This window comes from Fulvivirga sedimenti (assembly GCF_020328055.1).
Map to the genome: position 1 here is coordinate 431,085 of NZ_JAIXNE010000004.1, position 19,004 is coordinate 450,088.

16 protein-coding genes and 1 tRNA gene are annotated in these 19,004 nt (G+C 45.6%); 7 read left to right on the forward strand and 10 right to left on the reverse strand.

From position 1 onward, the window contains the following. The first annotated feature begins 194 nt into the window (after positions 1-194). Positions 195-662: a hypothetical protein gene (locus tag LDX50_RS19865; protein ID WP_225697953.1), complete on the forward strand. Its 468-nt coding sequence runs from the start codon at positions 195-197 to the stop codon at positions 660-662. A 278-nt stretch (positions 663-940) separates the two neighbouring features. Here LDX50_RS19865 and LDX50_RS19870 read toward each other — a convergent pair. Next, positions 941-1,012, reverse strand: a tRNA-Glu gene (locus LDX50_RS19870). A gap of 179 nt (positions 1,013-1,191) precedes the next feature. On the opposite strand from LDX50_RS19870, the gene gap reads away from it, so the two are divergent. Continuing rightward, entirely contained in the window at positions 1,192-2,175 is a 984-nt protein-coding gene (gene gap, locus LDX50_RS19875) for a type I glyceraldehyde-3-phosphate dehydrogenase (RefSeq protein WP_255647357.1), read from the forward strand. Between the two features lie 47 nt (positions 2,176-2,222). Here gap and LDX50_RS19880 read toward each other — a convergent pair whose 3' ends face one another. The 4 genes from LDX50_RS19880 to LDX50_RS19895 all read right to left on the reverse strand — a co-directional run bounded on the left by LDX50_RS19880 (position 2,223) and on the right by LDX50_RS19895 (position 7,791). After that, positions 2,223-2,915, reverse strand: coding sequence for a response regulator (locus LDX50_RS19880; RefSeq protein WP_225697954.1), 693 nt, complete (start codon positions 2,913-2,915; stop codon positions 2,223-2,225). Positions 2,916-2,935: 20 nt separating this feature from the next. Continuing rightward, on the reverse strand, positions 2,936-6,028 hold the full coding sequence (locus LDX50_RS19885; RefSeq protein WP_225697955.1) for a sensor histidine kinase: 3,093 nt from the start codon (positions 6,026-6,028) through the stop codon (positions 2,936-2,938). A gap of 137 nt (positions 6,029-6,165) precedes the next feature. Beyond that, positions 6,166-6,909 carry a YebC/PmpR family DNA-binding transcriptional regulator gene (locus LDX50_RS19890; RefSeq protein ID WP_225697956.1) on the reverse strand — a complete coding sequence of 248 codons (744 nt, stop codon included), beginning with the start codon at positions 6,907-6,909 and terminating at the stop codon, positions 6,166-6,168. A 30-nt stretch (positions 6,910-6,939) separates the two neighbouring features. Beyond that, positions 6,940-7,791, reverse strand: a complete 852-nt coding sequence (locus tag LDX50_RS19895; protein ID WP_225697957.1) for a DMT family transporter — start codon at positions 7,789-7,791, stop codon at positions 6,940-6,942. A gap of 80 nt (positions 7,792-7,871) precedes the next feature. On the opposite strand from LDX50_RS19895, the gene lgt reads away from it, so the two are divergent. From lgt to LDX50_RS19920, 5 genes are all read left to right on the forward strand, one after another. After that, complete coding sequence (lgt, locus tag LDX50_RS19900; protein WP_225697958.1) at positions 7,872-8,666, forward strand: prolipoprotein diacylglyceryl transferase; 795 nt, start codon at positions 7,872-7,874, stop codon at positions 8,664-8,666. 9 nt (positions 8,667-8,675) lie between these two features. Further along, positions 8,676-9,896 (forward strand): DnaJ domain-containing protein, encoded by a 1,221-nt coding sequence (locus tag LDX50_RS30955; RefSeq protein ID WP_275951756.1) that lies wholly within the window; start codon positions 8,676-8,678, stop codon positions 9,894-9,896. A 50-nt stretch (positions 9,897-9,946) separates the two neighbouring features. Next, the gene (locus LDX50_RS19910) at positions 9,947-10,375 is read left to right on the forward strand and encodes a hypothetical protein (protein ID WP_225697959.1); all 429 of its coding nucleotides are present in this window, start codon (positions 9,947-9,949) and stop codon (positions 10,373-10,375) included. A gap of 533 nt (positions 10,376-10,908) precedes the next feature. Beyond that, entirely contained in the window at positions 10,909-11,385 is a 477-nt protein-coding gene (locus LDX50_RS19915) for a hypothetical protein (RefSeq protein WP_225697960.1), read from the forward strand. A 44-nt stretch (positions 11,386-11,429) separates the two neighbouring features. Further along, the gene (locus LDX50_RS19920) at positions 11,430-12,611 is read left to right on the forward strand and encodes an aspartate aminotransferase family protein (RefSeq protein ID WP_225697961.1); all 1,182 of its coding nucleotides are present in this window, start codon (positions 11,430-11,432) and stop codon (positions 12,609-12,611) included. On the opposite strand, the gene arsC is transcribed toward LDX50_RS19920, so the two are convergent. From arsC to ung, 5 genes are all read right to left on the reverse strand, one after another. Continuing rightward, entirely contained in the window at positions 12,603-12,944 is a 342-nt protein-coding gene (arsC, locus tag LDX50_RS19925; protein ID WP_225697962.1) for an arsenate reductase (glutaredoxin), read from the reverse strand. The genes LDX50_RS19920 and arsC overlap by 9 nt on opposite strands. Continuing rightward, entirely contained in the window at positions 12,944-13,483 is a 540-nt protein-coding gene (hslV, locus tag LDX50_RS19930; protein ID WP_225697963.1) for an ATP-dependent protease subunit HslV, read from the reverse strand. The genes arsC and hslV overlap by 1 nt, the downstream gene beginning before the upstream one ends. Positions 13,484-13,545: 62 nt before the next feature. Beyond that, positions 13,546-15,204, reverse strand: coding sequence for a pyruvate dehydrogenase complex dihydrolipoamide acetyltransferase (locus LDX50_RS19935; protein WP_225697964.1), 1,659 nt, complete (start codon positions 15,202-15,204; stop codon positions 13,546-13,548). An 85-nt stretch (positions 15,205-15,289) separates the two neighbouring features. Beyond that, the gene (locus LDX50_RS19940; protein ID WP_225697965.1) at positions 15,290-18,283 is read right to left on the reverse strand and encodes a TolB-like translocation protein; all 2,994 of its coding nucleotides are present in this window, start codon (positions 18,281-18,283) and stop codon (positions 15,290-15,292) included. Positions 18,284-18,332: 49 nt separating this feature from the next. Continuing rightward, on the reverse strand, positions 18,333-18,995 hold the full coding sequence (ung, locus tag LDX50_RS19945) for a uracil-DNA glycosylase (protein WP_225697966.1): 663 nt from the start codon (positions 18,993-18,995) through the stop codon (positions 18,333-18,335). Positions 18,996-19,004: the final 9 nt, after the last annotated feature.

Below are 19,004 nucleotides of genomic sequence, written 5' to 3' on the forward strand. Positions count from 1 at the left end.
TCCTATTGCGGTTCGCGTATTTTATGCGAATTTCGACGAAGGGTAACGAATATAAATCCGATAAGAAATGACTGATCCACATCGCATGGATCAAAAGTTTGAAGTGAGTGGAGTTAAAAAGTCAGATCCCTCTACAACATTTTGATTATTAAGCAGTTATTAAATGAATAATAGCTAAATAGACCTTAAGATACATGAAAACCATCACGCTTATTTTCTTTGGCATTCTGTTTTCCATAGCCGTTTTTGCGCAGGAGCCTGGTCTGCGAATCATAAATCGGGAATCGGGCAAGGAGATCTTCATTAAGGAATCAAAAAGAGTGCGGGTTAAGAATAGATTCGGACAGGAATTCGCGGGACGATTTGTCGTTACTGACCGGGGAAAGATATCAATTGACGGAAAGACCATAGAATTAGTAAATATCCAGGAGATTCAACGTGTTCCCATTTTACAATCGGCACTTACCCGCGGAGTACTCATCTATGGCGGGGCGGTTGTTACAGGAATAGGAGTCCTTATTGGGGCGTTCGGTAATCCGGCAGGATTTTTACTGATCATCCCCGGCTCGGCCATGATCTACCTTGGGGTAAGATCCAAAAATTTCAATAAACGTTATCGAATCGAGGATGACTGGATTTATGAGCTGGATGGAGCATTTTAATGAAATGCCTTCTGAATCACCGGTAAATGAGATTGAGTAGAATAATCACTCATTCTCTTTCTCATTCTCTTTCTCATTCTCATTCTCTTTCTCATTCTCTTTCTCTTTCTGCATTTGTAGCCCGTCCACCTTCGCTAAAGCTACGGCGGATGCAATAGGAGCACCGGGTGATAAGAAAAGCTCCAGTAGAGCTTTTTAGCGAAGAGGCCAGCCTGTCGCGCAAGCTTCCACGAAGGGCTACAACGCAAAAAGGCTACCTTCTGGTAGCCTTCGCATTGTAGCCCGTAGGGGAATCGAACCCCTGTTTCCAGGATGAAAACCTGGCGTCCTAACCCCTAGACGAACGGGCCATTTGTTAAATGGAGTTGCAAATATAGATGGCTCTTAAATATTTGCAAAACTTCCCCGAAAAAAAATTTACAATACCTTCATTTTTTACTCCGGCGCTTCCTTTGCATTTCGCCTGCAGGTAATGTAATTTTACCGCTCTCAAAAAAAGAAAGAAATTCTAACTTAAACACTTATACCCATGACTAGAGTAGCTATCAATGGTTTCGGTCGCATTGGCCGACTGGCATTCAAGATCCTCCTGGAAAAAGAGAATGTCGAAGTGGTTGCCATCAACGACCTTACCGATAACGCCACACTCGCTCACCTTCTGAAGTACGATTCTATCCACGGAAGATTTAATGGCACCGTTGAATCAACCGATGAACATATCATTGTTAACGGAAAGAAAATCCTTGCCCTCGCAGAACGCGATCCTGCTGCCCTGCCCTGGGGAGAAAATAAGGTAGATGTCGTACTTGAGTCTACCGGACGGTTCACCGACCGCGAAAGTGCCGGAAAACACCTTGCAGCCGGAGCCAAAAGAGTAGTAATCTCTGCCCCTGCCAAAGGAGACATTACAACCGTTGTACTCGGCGTAAACGATGACACCCTTACCGGCGACGAAGACATCCTGTCCAACGCATCATGTACCACCAACTGCCTTGCTCCTGTAGCCAAGGTGTTGAATGACACATTCGGTATTGAAAAAGGTTTTATCACTACGATCCACGCCTATACGGCAGATCAGAACCTGCAGGATGCCCCGCATAAAGATCTTCGTCGTGCACGTGCTGCGGCACTTAACATCGTTCCTACTACTACCGGTGCGGCTAAGGCGGTTGGACTTGTACTTCCGGAACTGAAAGGGAAACTGGATGGAAATGCAGTACGCGTTCCTACTCCTACCGGATCGCTTACCGACCTGGTTTGTATCCTGAAGAAAGAAGTAACTGCCGAGGAAGTCAACGCAGCGATGAAAGCGGCAGCCGATGGACCAATGAAGGGAATCCTTTGCTACATGGAAGATCCGATCGTTTCAACAGATATTATTGGTGATCCACACTCTTCCATCTTCGATTCAGGCGTTACAACAGCCAATGGAAATTTGGTAAAAGTAGTATCCTGGTATGATAACGAGGCCGGATATTCAAACCGTGTTGCAGATTTAATCGCAAGACTGTAATACCTGATCAGCATTATTAAAAAAAGGCCTGTGAACCAGGCCTTTTTTTATATCTCACCCCGAAGGGATTTGCCAATCACCTCAGCTTTGCTGTGCACATGAAGCTTGCTGTAAATGTTTCGAATATGATACCGTACCGTTTCAATCGAAATAGACATCCGATCGGCAATCATTTTATAACTCAACCCATCCACCAGCGCAATCACTATTTCCTGTTCACGATCAGTAAGCACGTTCCGATGGTTTTCCTCTTTCTCCCTTTTGCCGGTAAAGGTCTCAATGACCAGCCGGGCGATCTGGGGCGACATGGGTGAGCCTCCCGACTGCACCTGTAAAATTCCTTCCTTGATATCGGGGAGCGGTGTGTTCTTCAACAGATAACCACTTGCACCTGCCCTTAACGCCGGGAAAATCTTATTGACATCATGGTATATGGTAAGTATGATGAATTCCATTGTGGGATGACGCTGCTTGAGCAGCTTCACTCCCTCAATTCCCGACATACCCGGCAGCTCTATATCCATCAACATAACGTCAGGCATGAGGTTTTCACTAAACCCGGACAATCCTTTCTCAACACTTTCATACGCACCCAGGCAATTGAATTCCGACTGACGGTCTATATACGTTTGTAATACCGTCCTGATCTGCGCATCGTCCTCAATTATACCAATTCCGATCATATCTGTCCCGTAAAGTGATTTCAAGATACCAAAAGCATCGTTTCGTGTAAACCACATGATTATGTGGTGCCAAATGGTCACCCCACCTCAATGGTGGTACCCCGATCCGGCATCGAATCCATGGCGAATCTCATACCTATCCGATCGGCACGTTTTTGCATATTTTGCAAACCATTACCCTTTTGTTCCTTAATGGAAACATTCAATTCGTTCTGCCGGGTTCCATTTTCCAGCATCATACCCCTACCATTATCGGTTACGCGCAACGAATATTTTCCATGATCAAACATTACTTCCACCAATACCTTTGTTGCCCGTGAATGCTTGCAAATATTATTTACCGACTCCTTGAAAATCAGATAGAAATTCTGTCTGAAAAGCGGATCAATAAATGCACCGGATTGCACGCCCTTTACGGTGAATTCGAGATCAATATTGAATGCCTCAAACGTTTCTGTGGCAAATTGTTTCATACGTATGATGAGGTTGCCTGCCGTATCATTTTTATGATCGATCGACCAGACGATATCGCTCATCTGACTGATCACGTCACGGCTTAATTCACCAATATTTCTCAGAAATCCATTTGATTGGTCATCTTCTTCGCTATTACTAAGAAGACTCGAATAAAGAGATATCTTGGTGAGTGATGATCCAATATCATCATGCAGGTCCTGGGCAATCTGATTTCGAAGGTTTGCCACGGCGAGTGCCTTCTGTAAACGATAATAGTGAAGAAAATAAAGCAATCCGGCAACCAGCACTATAGCCAGCGAAATGAACCACCAGGTCTGCCAGAACGGTGGATGGATCAGAATATCAAGTTGAGCAGGTGGGCCCCAAATTCCTGGCACGAGAGAAGCCTGAACCTCAAACGTATAGTTTCCGGGATCCAGGTTTGTAAATGATACTTTAGAATCAGAAATGCCACTCACCCATTCATCGGTAAACCCTTTGAGTCGATAGCGATATTCCGAAGACCCGCTTGAATAAAACTGCAGCGCGCCATATCCAATGGTAAATTCCTTATGCCTGTAATTAAGTTTGATCTGGTCAGTATAATCCAGGTTCCTCTCCAACGAAACACCATGTATGCTATCCCGAACCCCCACCCGTACCGGCCGGTTCAGAATACTGAGCGATTCAAAATGCACGGAAGGCCCATCAACAGGGGACTGAAATTCATCTTCATTTAAGATATTAAGCCCCTTATCAGATATGACCATGCTGATATCAGGCCTTGATCGGTGCAGTAAATAAAATTCTGTACCTGTCAATCCATCTTTACGGTCAAACTGGTTGTATCCTCCGTCGGATTCGAGCCGAAGTACATCCCGCCGACTGACCAACCAAGTGACCGAATCTGTTATTTTCATAATTTCGATCAGCCGCTTATCCTTGACAATCCCGGGGGGCAGGTCGAACTTCCTGAAATCAACTGAAGACATGCCATTGTACGTTGCTTCTATGAGATCATTTGCATCATTGAGGAGAACGATTCTTCCGGAAGGCGACTCAGCAATACTGTAAAAATTGAAATTACTGACCGGCATTTCAGGCTTTGCATTATCGATTACGCTTACGAACTCATGTAGTTTTTTGTCATAGAGGACAACTCCCGAACTTGTCAGGATCCATACATTACCGGATGAATCCTCGTAAATATTGTTTACATCAACGTATTCCTGTAATGAGGATTTTGGAAAGTTATAATTGCCAAAAACACCTGTATCAGGATTATAGGTCCCGTAGCCGCTCCCATATGACCCATACCATATAACACTGTCGGTAGCCAGGACAGTACTAAGTGCATTATTAGAGACACTGTTTCTCCCTGCTTCAAACAGGTAATGATCGAATATCCCCTCCCGAACATTGAAGTGATTAAGACCTCCCCCAGCCAGACTGAGCCAGAGGTCGCCCTTACCGTCTATACTCACACCGCTCACATGGTTATAGCCAATTGAAGACTTATTGGAGGCATCATGCTTAAAGTGATCTATTTGATTCGTGATGAGATTCAATTTTACCAGTCCCCCGCCGTTGGCCCCGATCCAAACAATGGAATCAGACAGAGACGCAGCAGACATGATTCCATCAATAGATAATTGATCATGCGTGAACTGCTGAATCCACTTTTTACGGGCATCAATTTTAAATAACCCGGTATTATCGGTAAGCACCCAAACAGATTCATCCTGGTCCCTGAACAGGCCGGTGATATTATCCTCCATCAGGGATGAGTTCTCACGCGTTATGTAGGAAAAATTTCTCTTTTCAGGATGATAAATATTAATACCACCCCCATAGGTTGCAATCCAAATGTCCCCGTTACCAACTTCCACCAGAGCCCAAACTGAATTATAGTTCAATGATTTTCCAGCTTCCCCGGTAGAATAATAGTGGCGCACTGAGAAATCTGATTTGGAAGTAATATGCAGCCCTCCATATGTTCCTGCATAAAATGCGTCTTCCGTTTCAAGAAAGTCACGGATCACATTGTGCTTATAGTTATCTTCTGGGTTTTCCGAATTATACCAGAGGCGGTAAAACTTTTCTTCCTTAATGTTCAACAGGCAAGTACCTTTTGTCGTACTGATGGTTATAAAGCCCTGCTCTGTACCCGGCGAAATATCGGTAATCAGATTATCGGATAAGCTATCCGGGTGATTGTACATGCGATATGTTCTGAGGGTATTTTGTTGACGGTTCCAGAAACACAATCCGCTGTTGAGGGTTCCGATCCAGAAATTCTGAAGTGAATCCTGATAAAACGAGAGCGCCACGGCCGGAAGGCGGGTAGTTGAGTCATTACGTATTTCAAAGTAATCCCTCAGGGGGTCATAGGACAAAATGGCACCAGATGCTGTGGCTGTCCAAATCCCACCGTGCGGATCCCTGTAAATACGCATGGCGGATGTTTCCGGAAATCCGGGGCCTGAAAGCTCGTTATTCAGGTAATGCCTGAAACTGGTACCGTTAAAACGGCTCAATCCTTCCTGGGTAACCATCCACAAAAAACCTGAGGAATCTTGCGCAAGTTGGTACACTTTGTTGTTGAGCAACCCATCCTCCACAGTATAATGTTCCATAAAGACCTGCGGCGATTGAGCCTTTGCGCATATGGCTGTGACAAGCAATAAAAAACATGACCATAGTTTCAGCTTCATGGCAAGTTGCATTTACTATTATTTACAACTTTTTCAGCTGATAATCAATGATCTACAGTCAATTGAGAAGGGAAATACTCATTTTTAGGTATAAAAAAAGCATGTCCCGGACATGCCTTCTAACTTTTCAAAATCAGTTACAAAGATTCAAGCTGCTCTTCGGTGGCATCAAGGTTATGATAAACCTTCTGCACATCATCATCGTCCTCCAACGCCTCAATCAGTTTCATCACTTTTTCAAACCCATCATTATCCAGACTTACATTGGTAGTAGGAATCCTCACAAGACCCGCCTCCTCAACTTCAAGCCCAAGTTCATCCAGCTTTGTCTGCATACTCCCAAAATCTTCCATCGCGCTGGTCACACTGATGTATCCTTCGTCAAATTCCACTTCTTCGGCACCGCCATCAATGAGTTCCAGGGTCATGTCATCATGATCCATTCCGTCTTTTTCCTTGATGAGAAAACTGCCCTTACGCTCAAACAAATATTCCACAGATCCATTTACCCCAAGACTTCCACCATATTTCGAGAACAAACTACGCACATTGGAAACAGTCCGGTTTATATTGTCGGTGGCACATTCCACGAATACTGCGACGCCATTAGGACCGTAGCCTTCGTAGGTAAGTTCCTGGTAGTCGACTGCATCCTTTCCTGACCCTTTATTGACCGCCCGGTCAATATTATCCTTAGGCATGTTTTGCCCCTTGGCATTCTGAATCGCCAGCCGCAGGCGCGGATTCATATCGGGGTCCCCGCCACCTTCCCTTGCAGCAACGGTAATTTCCTTGATCAGTTTCGTAAAAATTTTACCTCTTTTCGCATCCTGGGCACCCTTGCGATGTTTTATATTCGCCCATTTACTATGTCCTGCCATAAATTGAATAAAAATGATCCAGTTGTAAAATTAATTAATTTTTGGCATCCGATATTGCTTGTACCACAGATTAAGAACAACTCCGAGTAAAACAACGGCCATACCCAGGTAAGTTTGAAGATTGAAGTTTTCACCAAAAATCACCCACCCGAAAATCAGGGCATAGAATATCCCGATATAGCTCACGCTTGCCACCTTATTTAATTCCTCTTCCTGGTAGGCACGGGTCATATAATACTGTGCAATTTGTGTAAGAACACCCACCATAAGCAGGAAAACCCATTCCCAACCTGAAGGCTGAACCCACTTAAAGGCACTGTAAGCACCTGTAAGTGGCATGGTGACCAGGGGAAAATAAAATATAATCACCAGCGGGTGTTCGGAAGTCTTCAATTTCCGGATAAAATTATAGGCCAATCCGCTAAAAAATGCAGCAACAACACCAATCAGTAATAACTGCGGGGTAATGCGCGGATCAAATCCCTGTACCAGCAGCACCCCTGAAAAGGCAATAAGAAAAAATATCCATTGCACAGGTGCGACCCGTTCACGGTTAATAAAAATGCCAATTATAGTGGTGAAGATCGGGGTGATGAACTGAATTGTAACTGCAGTGGCAAGAGGAATGAGCTGTATGGTAATAAAATAAAGGACAAGCGCGATTGCTCCGGCAGTTCCCCTCAGGAGAAGCCAACCCCTGCTTTTACCCCAAATGGATACACCCTGCGAACGCAGAATAACCACACTGATCACCAGCGAGATCAGTGAGCGAAAAAACACTATCTCAACAGCAGGAATCGCTGGCAATAGTTTGACGAATACGTTCATTAAGGCAAAAACAAATGTCGCCAGCAGCATGAAGCCTACTCCTCTTGAGATCATGCCCTAAATAACACGATTTGAAATGACTTGCCCCAACCGAACTTGGCTAAATTTCCTATCTTCAGGGAAAATGCCACACTATGCATCCCATACTGTTTAGTTTTGAAGTATTCGGTAAGGAATTCACGGTTTACAGCTATGGTTTCTTCATTGTTCTTGGCGCCATTCTCGCCGTTATTTACCTGGCGCGTCAGGCAAGGAAGGAATTTAACGTACCCTTCGATACCATTAATAACCTTTTCCTTCTTTTGCTGGCCAGCGCCTTCATTGGCGGAAAGGTATTCCTGTTTTTTGAGAACCCTCCGTATTACAGGGAAAACCCGGCAGATCTTTTCTCAGGACGCGGATTTGTGTTTTATGGTTCGCTGCTTTTCTGTATTCCTGTCATGCTGTGGTATTTCCGTAAAAATAAATTACCCGTACTACCTATGCTTGATATCATGGCAATCGTAACTGTAATTGTGCATGGATTCGGACGTATTGGCTGTTTCATGGCGGGATGTTGCTACGGAAAAGAAACCCATGGATGGCTGGGGGTCATTTTTTCCGATCCGGCTTGTTTTGCCCGTCCCCTGGATACACCCCTTCACCCTACTCAGCTCTATTCAGCCTTCATGATCGCAGCAATAGGCCTGACATTGGTGATGGTAAAACGGCGTAAGATGTTTCCGGGTCAGGTGTTTTTATTGTACCTTATCCTATACGGAATTGGCCGGTCGGTCGTTGAAATATTCCGTGGCGATGAAAGCCGCGGTTATGTGATTGAAGGAATTTTATCACATTCCCAATTTATTTCTTTGCTTGTAATTGCGGCAGCCGTTTACTTTTATCGGCGTAACTACATTAATGTCAGGAAAACTTCAAAGACTTCATAAAAGGAATGCATGCAGAATTATTATGAATTGCTTGGGATTTCTTCCACTGCATCGGACGATGAAATAAAGAAAGCATATAAAAAGCTTGCAATACGGCATCATCCCGATAAAAATGACGGAAATTCTGCCGCAGAGGAAAAATTCAAACAGATCAATGAAGCCTATCAGGTTCTGTCGAACCCTGAGAAACGTTCCCGATATGATTTTATCCTGGAGTACGGCCATATCGCCTATTCCGCGTTCGAAAAAGCACAGGAGCCTGTTCGTAAAAGACCACCGATCTATCCGCGCTATGCACGGTTTAAGGATTACGGAGGCACCGATTTCGGCAGGCATAAGGAATATCAGGTTGACAGGAAGTATTTCCGGGACCTCTTTCTTTCACTGGGTTTATTCGTCATTCTAAGCGGCTTCTTCCTTGGCTTTTACTGGCTCAACGATTATATATCGCATCGCGAAATGCTTAGGATTCGTGAAGAAAGCATCTCAAGGTTAAATGAAGCACAGGAAATATTCTCCCGGGGGGATTACCGAACAGCTCTTCAGGAGGTCTCAACACTCGCCGTACGTATACCCAATGAAGAAAGATACAGCGAGGCCAGGGACCAAATGCTAAATTTCCTTCGCAGCAAGGCAGCAGATCATTTCAACGAGGGAAGTTATGACAAGTCGGTGGAAACGTATGTAATTGTCAAGGATTTCGAGGAACCCCTCAACCTGAATACCTGGTACCAGATTGCCATGTGTGAATATAAGATGGGTGAATACCGGAAAGCGGTCCATGCCCTTGATTATATTCTTATACGTGACAGGAATAACCTCTCCTTGTTGCTCGAAATTGCGGGCATATACGATCATAACCTCAATGAACCCACCGAAGCTCTGGCATATTACAACGATGCCAAGGCACTGTTTAAGAAATTCCAGGCAACCAGTTACGGGGAGGCATTCGAGCTCGTCATGCCTGTCGACCAAACACCTGATATCTACTTCGAACTTTTTATGAAACGGGCTGATCTGAATTCGCGCCTGAACAATATTGAAGAAGCCATTACCGACTGTAACTGGGCTGTCTTTCTTCGGCCAACCCTGGTTGCGCCCTACATGCTTCGTGCCCGAATGCATTTACGGCAGCAAGACGTTCGTAAAGCTTGTGCAGATTGGACGAAAGCCACTGAATTAGGAAATGAAGAGGCTGAAGCACTCCGGCGTTCAAATTGTGGTTTTTAACTTTGAAGAAATGGAAAATCAATCTATCATGCATCCATAAACTCTGAATCATGCAGCTTACTCCCGAAGAAATCAGTTCAGTTAAAGACAGTTACATACAAATTCTCAAATTATTCCTGAGCAAGGAAGTCGTTGAAACCAAATATATTACGTGTCTTCTCAAATGGGGTGTTCACCTGAATGTGAATGTTCAGGATATCAAGGCATACGAAAGTATTGCGCTTAGAAAAGAGTTTACCGATACCGCAGATAAGGCAAGATCTCTTTACAATCTCGTGTATATGATCTATCTGGATGACGTTGTGGAAGATATCGAACTGGAAATTGCAATATTGTATGCCCGGGAACTTGGAATCGACACATCGCTGGTTGGGGACTTCTTTAAGGCCATTGCCACAGCCCCTTTTGACGGAAGAAATGCACGTGACGTACGCAACGAAATTCATGATTACCTGAAATTGTATGGCATGATTGATTAGCTGGATCCGATATAAAATGTTTGATCAGCAAAATTCGGCAATGACCAATTGCCTCAAAGCACTAACCCCCAGATATTTACCGGCAAAAACTCCCTCTACAGCCGTTTAAATGATCCGAATCTCACCTCTTTATTTCTCCTTCAATCTATCTAAAAACCGTCAAAACGGCCTAAAAACGATGATTCAGGCACTTTTCGACAATTCTCCTTTACACATCACTGTATTTTAACGGCAAAGGCTGTACGTTCATCGTTTCCAGCCGTTCGTCGTCGAAGAAAGAGGTTACTGTACCCTGTCAGGGGGTATGAAAGGTAAGAATCTGTCGTTATACGGCGGAAGGGAAAGTGATGAGAGTAGCGTTATTTACGATATTATGTTTGATTTTCTCTGTTTCCGGATCTTTTGTGTCTGCACAAAACATAAGTCCCGGGAAGCAGTGTAAAGTCCTTATTAAAAAGCGTCAGGGAAAATATCACAGATCTGTGTCCCGCCGACCACGCGTTAAGAAATCCAAAGATCCCAAGCCGTTTAGAATGGCTGAAACCGAATCGTCCGTTGTGTCTGCACCTACTAAAAAGAAGGTGAAACAGCAGAAGTCAACAACTACCGAGGCAGGTCTTGCCGGAACCAATGTTATCATTTTCAACAGCATGCAAATGCCTTCTGATGATGAAATGGAAGACATCCGTAGTGAGGTAACTGAAATGATTGCTAATAAGAAGGACGGCGCACCGCTCAAACTTGACCCACTGTTGTTTAAAGACAATAATGGTCAGCTTGAAATAACAAACATGCGACCTTTCCTCATGGCTGTTGAATTTGGCAGACAGGGCAGGATCATTATTATCGACGGACATTTAGGCTCGGCAGAGGCCTCAGCCGAACGTATGGAACGTGTAAAAAGCCTGATGGTGAACATGGGTGTAGATGAGACATTGCTATCCATTACAGGAAACCAGCCCCTCGCGAGCAACACGTCGGCACCTCGTATCGATTTCACAGTATTTTAACATCGGTATTCCTCAGGTCTCAATTTCCTTTGTACTTTTGAGGCATGGAATTCAGTCACGATGTCTTTCTGAAAAATATTGCCCAGACAACCGGATCACCTTTCCTGCTGGACATTGAAAAAGCAGAAGGGTTGTATTTGTACAGTCCGTCCGGGAAGAAATACATGGATCTGATTTCAGGAATTGCCGTAAGCAATATCGGCCACCGTCATCCCGATGTTGTCAAGGCTGTGAAAGACCAGGTTGACCGACACTTTCATGTGATGGTTTATGGTGAATTTGTACAGTCTTCCTCCAACCTGCTCGCTCATCGCCTCATTTCATTCCTTCCCCAAAACCTGAATTGCTGTTATTTTACAAATAGCGGTACCGAAGCCAATGAAGGGGCCCTCAAACTGGCAAAGCGTGTGACCGGAAGAACCGAATTAATTGCGTTCAGAGGATCCTATCACGGAAGTACACATGGGTCACTAAGTGTTTCCGGTAATGAATACAAGAAATTCGCTTTCCGCCCCCTCCTGCCTGATGTCCGGTTCTTGACTTTCAACAAGGTGGAGGACCTGGATAAAATAACGCGCAAAACGGCTGCTGTGATCATTGAGACGATCCAGGGTGATGCGGGGGTCCGGATTCCAGATTTAACATTTCTACAGGCTCTGCGGCAGCGCTGTGATGAAACCGGGGCAATCCTGATATTCGATGAAATTCAGACAGGCATCGGACGTACCGGAAAATTATTCGCGTTCGAACATTATGGCATTATTCCAGACATCCTTACCACTGCCAAGGCATTGGGTGGCGGACTCCCACTGGGCGCATTCATTGCATCCTATGACATGATGCAAACGCTGACGCACGACCCCATGCTGGGACACATTACAACTTTCGGAGGAAATCCCGTTTCTTGTGCTGCCTCATTAGCAACTCTCAATGTGGTGGATCAGGTTTTACCGCAAGCAGAAGAAAAAGGCAAACTCTTCGAGTCGCTTTTACAACATCCGCGGGTAAAGGAAATACGAAGAAAGGGACTTATGTTCGCCATTGAATTCAACACGCCTGATGAGGTATATCAGATCGTCAGACTTGGCATTGAAAAAGGCATTATATGCTTTTGGTTTCTTTCCAACCCCAATAGCTTCAGGATTGCGCCCCCGCTAACAATTACCGACAGTGAGATCAGGGAAGCATGCAGAAGAATACAGGAATGCTTTGATTCCCTAAAATAACTCCTTTACATTTTCAGGCGGCCTGCCGATAACCGCCTTATTTCCGGCAACTACTACAGGACGCTCCATTAATATGGGGTTTTCAGCCAGAACATCCAGCCACTCCGCATCGGTGAGTGACTGGTTTTTGTATTTTTCCTTGTATATGGCTTCCCCCTTACGGATCAGTTCAGCGGGCTTAATTCCCAGCTTCTCAACAATATGCTCAAGTTCACCTCTGGATGGAGGCATCTTCAAATAGTCAACCACCTGCACCATCTGGCCGGCATCTTCAATAATTTTTAGCGTTTCCCGGCTTTTCCGGCATCGTGGGTTATGGTAAATGGTAAGCATCACTTGATCGTTTCTATAATCAGATTATGATTCGTGTAAATACAGATATCTGCAGCGATATGAAGACTTTCCTTAACGATTTCTTCCGCGGTTAATCCAGATGCATGTTTTTTCAGTGCCAGTGCGGCTGCCTGTGCATACATCGCACCCGACCCGATCGCAGCAATCTGGTGATCCGGCTCCAGTACATCACCTGTACCCGAAACCACCAGCAGTTCGTCCTTGTCGGCCGTTATAAGCATCGCTTCCAGTTTTCGAAGATAACGATCTGTTCTCCAGTCCTTTGCCAATTCAATGGCGGCCCTTTTCATATTTCCGCCGTAGCTGTTGAGCTTTTCGTCAAACCGCTCCAGCAGTGTAAAGGCATCGGCCGTCGAACCGGCAAAACCGGTAACAATCTTTCCTTCCTGAAGCTTACGGATTTTACGCACATTGCTCTTGGCCACATAATTTCCCATGGTCGCCTGACCATCAGCGCCTATCGCCACCTCACCGTTATGGACTATCGCCAGTACTGTTGTTGATCTTACTCTCGTCATTATTTCCTATGGTAAAAAAAACCCTGATCCGGTAACGGTCAGGGTTCGAATTTAAAATTGTCTTAAATCAGTATCCTGACCGGATCTTCAAGCAGACCCTTCAGGGTTTTGAGGAATGCAGCACCTTTTGCGCCATCCACCACGCGGTGATCGCAAGACAGGGTCACCTTCATCACGTTGCCCGGTACGAGTGCCCCGTCTTTCACTACGGCAGTTTGCTTGATACCTCCGACGGCCAGAATACAGGCGTCAGGCGGATTAATGATGGCCGTAAATTCCTCAATGCCAAACATTCCCAGATTCGAAATGGTGAATGTATTTCCTTCCCAGTCACTCGGCTGAAGCTTTTTGCTATGTGCTTTCTCAGCAAGTTGCTTTACTTCAGCGGAAATATGGGACAATGATTTATTATCAGCAAAGCGGATCACCGGAACCAGGAGTCCCTCATCAACCGCGACTGCCACTCCGATATGAATATGCTGGTTGTACCTGATTTTATCACCCAGCCAGGAAGAATTCACATCCGGATGCTGGCGAAGCGCTGCCGCAACCGCCTTGATCACCATGTCGTTAAAACTAATCTTCACCGGAGCATATTCATTCATGGATTTACGGGCCTCAACGGCCTTATCCATATTGATCTCCATGGTCAGATAGAAATGCGGTGCGGTAAATTTGCTTTCTGAAAGTCTCTTCGCAATTGTCTTACGCATTTGGGAGACTGCTTCCTCAGTAAACCGTTCCTCACCTACTACGGCAGGAATAGCCATTTCTGCAGCGCCGGACGTGGTTGCGGCTGGCTGAGCCTGGGCAGGTGTGAACTGTTCAACATCACGCTTCACAATTCGGCCGTTATCCCCGCTGCCAGGAATCTCGTCGAGCCTATATCCAAGATCCTCGGCCATCTTTTTAGCCAGTGGAGAAGCTTTCACACGGCCATTACTGGCACCACCGGACTGCGCTACCGCAGGTTGCTGAACGGGTGTTGCTTTCGCTGCACCATTGCTGGCTGCAGGAGTGCTCACCGCTTCTTCTTTAGCAGGTTCCTTTTCTGTTTTTTCTTCGGAGGCTGACTTTTGTTTATGGGCTTTCAGCAGTGTTTCGTAGTCGGCCCCTTTTTCCCCGATAATGGCGATTACATCATCTACCGGCACCGCATTCCCTTCTTCAACCCCAACGTAGAGAAGCGTTCCGTCTTCATACGCTTCAAGCTCCATGGTCGCTTTGTCGGTTTCCACTTCTGCCAGTATGTCTCCGGACTTCACTTCATCACCCTTCTTCTTCAGCCAGGAAGCAATCGTTCCCTCCGTCATCGTATCACTCATTTTCGGCATTGTGATGACCGATGCATTGATTGACGATGTATCAATCTCTGCTGCAGCAGGAGCCTCCTCTTTCTTTTCTTCCTTCGGTGCAGAAGAATCGCTTTTAGCTTCGCCTCCTTCGGAATTCATTTCTTTCAGAAGACCTGATATGTCTTCACCCTTTTCACCGATGATCGCAATCACGCCATCAACCGGAACACTATCCTTTTCCTTTACACCAATATGTAACAATACCCCGTCTTCATATGACTCGAGTTCCATGGTGGCCTTATCAGTCTCAACCTCGGCGAGAATATCGCCTGATTTTACTTTATCGCCTTCCTTTACCAGCCAGGAGGAAATCACACCTTCCTCCATGGTGTCGCTCATTTTGGGCATTCGAATTACTTCAGCCATTATTTTTGTCTTTACGTAAATGAACGTCAAAAATAGCGGTTATATCTACTTTTGACAAAATAAATGATTTCTAATTTAGTCAGTTTCAGAAATCAATATTCAGAAGAATATTAACAGTGTTTTCTCCAGTTGTTAAAAGTCTTGAATATCGTACCCCCACACCAAACTCCTGCGGGAAGCGCATCACATGCAAATCAAGGGAGGCTTCTATGCCTGCAGACCTGAAAATATCTGTCTGCTCCGGTGTTTCCAAACCGACATTATTCTTGTAATCATAGAAAAAGAATTTTGTTGTCCCTTTACCATAATCATAGAAAAGATTGGCTCTCAACCGTTTGATGAAAAGGACCGGCCCCAGTGAAATATCAGGATACCATAGTGGCAGCGTATAATTTACTCCGGCATATTGGAATTCAGGATACAAGGGATATGAATATCCCCGTGGTCGCGGTATTTGATTCCTGAAGACATACAGATCTTTGGTCAACTCCATGTCTGAAGACTGCCAGGCACCAGTAAAAAAAAGCGAATGATGCTTAAAGGCAGGCATTCCGGTCAGCTGCAATGGCGACGGCAGATAAACCGTTGCCCTTGCCGCATATGTATGCGCGCTAAAGTCCCCTCCGAATGGCGTGGAAAGCCAGCGGCCATTCAAAATAATGCCATACCGACTGTTGATATCGCGCTCACTGCGCTTCAACAGCGCATAATAGGTAACAGACAGGTTGTTCGAAATGAGGTTCCCATCAGCCAGCTCATCTTCAAAAAACAATGCAAGGCTGTCACGCGGACTCCTTAAGAGTGGAACCAGTCGCTGCACAAACACCGAATCATCCACCCTTGGCGGAGCTGTTGGATTTGTGAATTGAGAAACGCGCGTATACTCCACCCTCTCCGAAATTGTAAACTCACTGAGCATTTTGGATCTGGTCAGCAGGAATGGCAATCGAACTCCACCATAAATAGTGGTTTCCTTCCAGTCAAACACCACTTCCCGACCGTCGTCAAATCCTCCCCGGTTGGATCGGCGGTTGCCCAGTTCCACACCAAAATCAAGGATCGGATATAGCCCCTGATAGCTGATTTCTGCGTAAATATCACCAGTTTCTTCACTAAGATCATATATATAACCGGCTCGTAGCTGTGTGGTGCTCAGGACATCCTTGCTCGCTACACCCACTTCAATGGAATTGAGATCGGTGGAAGCCAACGGTCCCCAACTATGGATATTAAACATATGGGCCGCCTTGCTGTACTTTTGTACCACAAAATCCTGCTGCGGAATCGAATCGAGTATATCCCCTCCTTCCTGCGCCAGCAAAGGTTCGAAATACATTTCCGGTTGCGGCACAGAATCCGGAACCTGCTGCCAGAGATCACGCTGGATCCTTTTGCGCACCACATCCATGCCATTGAGACGATGTTCGTTGTAGATGATCCACTGACCATCTTCACTTACCTCCGGATTATAGGCGCCATATCGACTGTTGGTCACCTGGTAGTGGATACCTGCCGACCGGTCGAATGCAAAAATGTTGTCGATGCCCGTACGAGGTGTATTGTAAAATATTACAGAATCATACGGTACAGGGTGGGCGATGTTTTCATCCCCTGCATCCCAGAGAACCTGTTCTGTATTACGCAGATAATCATATGCAATGAGTTTTTTTCCCTGGTCGTCCAGCCTGACCGCGATAACCTCATCCCCGTTCCATCGTGGCATGAGATACACGGAGCCAGCCGCATTAGATGTTGTATTCAGCCGGGTTCCAGTGAGCGCATCAAGGACAACCAGCCTGCCCGTCTGATCTGTGGTTGATTCTGAGGTCACCACCTTCCGTTCATCAGGAGCGAGATCTGCACCTATGTACCTCGTGCCTTTTGAAAGAGTTTTAATTCGTCCCGTGGAAATATCATACATTTTCAACACGCTGTGTGTACGGTTTCGCCACCTCGGATCGAATTGGAATTCATTGTATACAATTTTACTTCCCCGCGCTGACAGCATTCCGGCATCGTTGATCACTCCCGGGATAAAGAGCTTTTCAGGGAACCCCTGACTATTGAACGTAACAAACTGCGAAAAATCACCCAGGCCGCTCATGAGGGCTACAATTCGGCCGTCCTCCAACTGCTGGGGATATAAATAGTCGGTAAACGTTGTTTCCTTCCTGCGGTTCACGTCACCGGGGTTATCGAAAATGACTTCCGCCTCTTCTGCCTGCCATATTTCAGACAACTCATCCATCATCATTTCATAATTCGGAACCAGGTGAGTACCGGTGTACTTCTTCATGGAATTTGAAAACGTAAATGGAACCAGGGACTTACTGAAGGCATCACCCGTAATCTTTTCCCAAATTTGCGGATCTCCTGTCCTGCGCCGTATATGAGCAACAAAGTAGTAACCAAGCTTGTAATGATCCGGCACAAAATCCTTATAACTCCGAAGGTGCTGTTTGTTGTAATTATATCTTTTTTCTTCAAGTAAATTGGCCCGGAACACCCGGCCAAAGGCGGGAATGCGTCCCCTCCCGCTTCCTGAATAAAGGGTTTCAATGAGTGTGGCATCCCCTTCCCAAAACCATCGGGGCACCGCGGCAAAGGCCATTCCAGCCTGTGTTTGCTGTCCGAATATGTAATACAGGATCTTGTTTATACCTCTGCGGCTATGATGAAACTGAACAACGTGGCGATATTCGTGGGCCGAAATCAGATCGTCCCACGTATTGGTACCTAACAGTTCTGGCCGCGGAGATGGCATCAGATTGAACTCAGAACGCCATGGGCCCATGGTAACAAATGCATTGCTGATTGATTGAAACTGATTAAGAACGATTGGAATTCTGGGTACAGGCGTAACAGACATGGTCTTTGCCTCCTGCCCCTTCAGATGTTCGAGTGTATTAGCAATTCGCAGCGCCTGTTGATCGTAACCCGACGGGAAGATAACCTGAAAGGAAGGTGTAACCACCTGGTCCCAGCGGACAGATCCGGGATTACTGTTCAGAACCGGCGCCTGGGCAAAGGATCCGCTGAACAGGAACAGCATAAAAAAAAGTATGGCACCCTTTCTCATAATAAAGACCCCTAATGTAATAAAATTTACCTGCCTCATTTCAACTAAATTACCATAAGACGGGACTACGACCATTTTTGGTCAGAAATTCATTTGATTTACTGAAATGGCGACAACCGAAGAAGCCTTTGTGTGCTGCAAAGGGTGAAGGGTGAGCGGCTTTGAGTACAAGGTGTCGGTTAGTATCGATTATTTCTCCTTTACGCTGTGCATAAGCACCCCATAACAGAAACACGAGGCCATTCTTATCTTCCGACAACTTTCTGACCACCGCATCGGTGAAAATCTCCCAGCCCTTGTTCTGATGGGAGCCCGGCGAGGATGCGCGCACTGTAAGCGTCGCATTCAGCAGTAACACGCCCTGATCCGCCCAACGTTCAAGGTTTCCGCTTTCCGAGACCGGAATTCCTATATCATTCGAAATCTCCTTAAAAATATTCTGAAGTGATGGTGGTTTAGCAATACCGTCAGGAACCGAAAAACAGAGGCCGTGTGCCTGCCCGGCACCGTGATAGGGATCCTGACCCAGTATGACGATTCGAACCTGATCATAAGGGCATTGTGCAAAAGCGTTAAAGATTTTCGGCCCGGGGGGATAAATCGTGAATTGCTGGTATTCCTCCTTTACAAATTTCACCAGATCAAGAAAATAAGGTTTCTCAAACTCCCCATTTAACTTCTCCTTCCAGGAAGGTTCAATTCGTACATCCATATGTTTTGC

Coding starts and splice junctions, on each gene's coding strand:
- LDX50_RS19865 (WP_225697953.1), top strand. CDS start 195: ATGAAAACCATCACGCTTATTTTCTTTGGCATTCTGTTTTCCATAGCC.
- gap (WP_255647357.1), top strand. CDS start 1,192: ATGACTAGAGTAGCTATCAATGGTTTCGGTCGCATTGGCCGACTGGCA.
- LDX50_RS19880 (WP_225697954.1), bottom strand. CDS start 2,915: ATGTGGTTTACACGAAACGATGCTTTTGGTATCTTGAAATCACTTTAC.
- LDX50_RS19885 (WP_225697955.1), bottom strand. CDS start 6,028: ATGAAGCTGAAACTATGGTCATGTTTTTTATTGCTTGTCACAGCCATA.
- LDX50_RS19890 (WP_225697956.1), bottom strand. CDS start 6,909: ATGGCAGGACATAGTAAATGGGCGAATATAAAACATCGCAAGGGTGCC.
- LDX50_RS19895 (WP_225697957.1), bottom strand. CDS start 7,791: ATGATCTCAAGAGGAGTAGGCTTCATGCTGCTGGCGACATTTGTTTTT.
- lgt (WP_225697958.1), top strand. CDS start 7,872: ATGCATCCCATACTGTTTAGTTTTGAAGTATTCGGTAAGGAATTCACG.
- LDX50_RS30955 (WP_275951756.1), top strand. CDS start 8,676: ATGCAGAATTATTATGAATTGCTTGGGATTTCTTCCACTGCATCGGAC.
- LDX50_RS19910 (WP_225697959.1), top strand. CDS start 9,947: ATGCAGCTTACTCCCGAAGAAATCAGTTCAGTTAAAGACAGTTACATA.
- LDX50_RS19915 (WP_225697960.1), top strand. CDS start 10,909: ATGGCTGAAACCGAATCGTCCGTTGTGTCTGCACCTACTAAAAAGAAG.
- LDX50_RS19920 (WP_225697961.1), top strand. CDS start 11,430: ATGGAATTCAGTCACGATGTCTTTCTGAAAAATATTGCCCAGACAACC.
- arsC (WP_225697962.1), bottom strand. CDS start 12,944: ATGCTTACCATTTACCATAACCCACGATGCCGGAAAAGCCGGGAAACG.
- hslV (WP_225697963.1), bottom strand. CDS start 13,483: ATGACGAGAGTAAGATCAACAACAGTACTGGCGATAGTCCATAACGGT.
- LDX50_RS19935 (WP_225697964.1), bottom strand. CDS start 15,204: ATGGCTGAAGTAATTCGAATGCCCAAAATGAGCGACACCATGGAGGAA.
- LDX50_RS19940 (WP_225697965.1), bottom strand. CDS start 18,283: ATGAGAAAGGGTGCCATACTTTTTTTTATGCTGTTCCTGTTCAGCGGA.
- ung (WP_225697966.1), bottom strand. CDS start 18,995: ATGGATGTACGAATTGAACCTTCCTGGAAGGAGAAGTTAAATGGGGAG.